3 protein-coding genes and 1 pseudogene are annotated in these 2,155 nt (G+C 30.9%); 2 read left to right on the top strand and 2 right to left on the bottom strand.

The features are described from left to right. Both LOK41_RS27880 and LOK41_RS27885 read left to right on the top strand, forming a co-directional pair. Positions 1-168, top strand: a 168-nt coding sequence (locus LOK41_RS27880) for a 2-thiouracil desulfurase family protein (RefSeq protein ID WP_241819341.1), incomplete at its 5' end; no start/stop codon positions are given. A 406-nt stretch (positions 169-574) separates the two neighbouring features. Continuing rightward, positions 575-889, top strand: coding sequence for a hypothetical protein (locus LOK41_RS27885; protein ID WP_241819339.1), 315 nt, complete (start codon positions 575-577; stop codon positions 887-889). A gap of 182 nt (positions 890-1,071) precedes the next feature. On the opposite strand, the gene LOK41_RS27890 is transcribed toward LOK41_RS27885, so the two are convergent. Both LOK41_RS27890 and LOK41_RS27895 read right to left on the bottom strand, forming a co-directional pair. Beyond that, positions 1,072-1,701 carry an NAD(P)H-binding protein gene (locus LOK41_RS27890; protein WP_241819340.1) on the bottom strand — a complete coding sequence of 210 codons (630 nt, stop codon included), beginning with the start codon at positions 1,699-1,701 and terminating at the stop codon, positions 1,072-1,074. 143 nt (positions 1,702-1,844) lie between these two features. Continuing rightward, positions 1,845-2,155 (bottom strand): annotated as a pseudogene (locus tag LOK41_RS27895) (DDE-type integrase/transposase/recombinase); the annotation flags it as partial.

A 2,155-nucleotide genomic window follows, 5' to 3' on the forward strand; every position in this document is an offset into this window, starting at 1 on the left:
AAACCGTTAAAAGAATATAGTCCATCGTGTGGAGGCAAAAAAATTTATAATGGTGAGTTTATTGGAGAAAAAAGAGATGGAGTTGGAGTAACGACAGCTTTATTAGAAATCAATGGAATCAAAGTTATATCTGAATTAGAGTTAGAAAAATTAAAAGATGAAATATAGGGGGATATGTTTAACAATTCGCCTTCCGAAATTATACTTTATTATTCCTAAAAATAGTGCAGTACCAATTATAAGAAACTTGGATGAATAGGCTATTCATGTAAGGTTAACATAACGCATCATTATCGGGTTTCAATGTATTTCGAAGACTATTAAAAGTCCTCTAGATTGTTTAACTGGAGGACTTTCGTGTTCACATAGTTATTGTTCTCGGAAGTTATTTAAGCTTTTCTAGTTTTGGGGTATTTGCTTTTCTTAGCTTGATTGTGATGTGGCGAGAACCCATTTATAAAAATAGATTCCAATAGAAATTTATATACTTTTTTCAAATAAATACAGTCTTTGCACTAGAACCATATATACTATATGAACGTATACAATAAACATAATTAAAGGAGAATAGAACTTGATAAAACATATACTCAGTTTCATTCTTGGAACAATTGTTATATTAATTGGTTCCTTTTGGGTTATTCCTTACACCCTCGAAGCAATTGACAGTAACGTAAGCCATATTACTCCTGACAAAAAATATTTTAGTAAGCTATATGACTATGATATTAAGCTTTGGATGATTGCAAACCTTATATTTTTCATTTTTTTTGCAATTACTGTTCTTATAGTTAAGTTACCTAATTATAAGAAGAACAAAAGTACTCATATAAAAAAATATAGTCATACACATCAGCGTAAAAAAGCAAAGAGAAGGCGTTGTAAATAATTGTTTTTTATAAAACAATTATTTACAACGCCAGCATTTCGGAAAAAACCCAAGCTAAGCAAAAAATAAAATAAGCCATCCATTTGGACAGCTCATTTACATAATTCTCGTTATCGGCAATTATTTTCAATTTGGAATAGTAGTAATATATCTTTTCTAGTTCATATGTACTTCTGTTGAATCTAGTTTGCTATAAATGGTGTTTTACGTATGTATTTAGAATTTGAAATTTCATCAATTAAAAAATCTGCAATATTGCGATTGGTAATTGTTAGTCCTGGCATATCAAATAAATTTTCTTTTATAGTTTTATTAATATCTTTTTCATATATAAATGGTAACCGAACAAGTGTCCAATCTATCTTGCTTTCTTGGAGAATAATAAGCTCTTTTTTCTTATCCTTAATCATCTTAGAATACATAATGCGAAAGACGATAGCCCCCAACTTATTTACGAATGACTTTTTATCTCCATATATATCCAAAGAACCTCCTGTTACTCCAATATACCTTTTGATTCCGATATCTCCCATAATAGTAATTATCAGTTTTGTAACTTCACTGTATAAAGGTGTGTCCCTATTAGGTTGTCCAAAAGTATTAACAACAGCTTCACATCCTTCAAGTAAAGAGCGAATTGAATGTGGGTTTTGAGCGTATCCTTTAATAAGCTCTATGTTTGGGCTAGTTACTGAAACTTTTTCTGGATTTCGGACGAGCATGCGAACTGTATAGCCTTTTTTAATTGCCGTTTCTGCTAAAAATTTACCTACTTTTCCAGTTCCTCCTATAATAGCAATAGTGCTTTTCATCTAGAGTTAGTCTCCTATCCTAAATTTCTTTTTATAACCATTTTATCACGAGAAGATTAAAAAAGTCGTATCTCTTAGAATGAATGGTTCTGGTGCAAAAATAAAAAAGAATAAAGCACATATATTCTTAACGGAATCGTATCTTATGCTGCAAATTCAAGCAATTGATGGATGAATTCTTTCTGAGTTTGGACGGACTGATTCTGTAAATCAATCTGTTTTTTGTAATCATACGCATGACTTCTACTCCAGAAAGAATGGATGTAGCTGTGTCAAAAGATTTGAGTCCTAGCATAGAACGGATACGCTTCTTTATAAAACGATGATCTTGTTCTACTATGCTATTCAAATACTTTTGTTGCCTAAGTTGCATACCATCAGGTATGCTTTTTTCTTTTTTCAATTGTTCAATTGCTATAGGATAAGCTGGATTCTTAGCGACTGTTATAACACA

Source organism: Bacillus sp. TL12 (genome assembly GCF_022625245.1).
Lineage (GTDB): Bacteria > Bacillota > Bacilli > Bacillales > Bacillaceae_G > Bacillus_A.

What these genes read in the sequence shown, in the direction of transcription:
- LOK41_RS27890 (WP_241819340.1), bottom strand. Translation starts at nt 1,701, where the DNA reads ATGAAAAGCACTATTGCTATTATAGGAGGAACTGGAAAAGTAGGTAAA.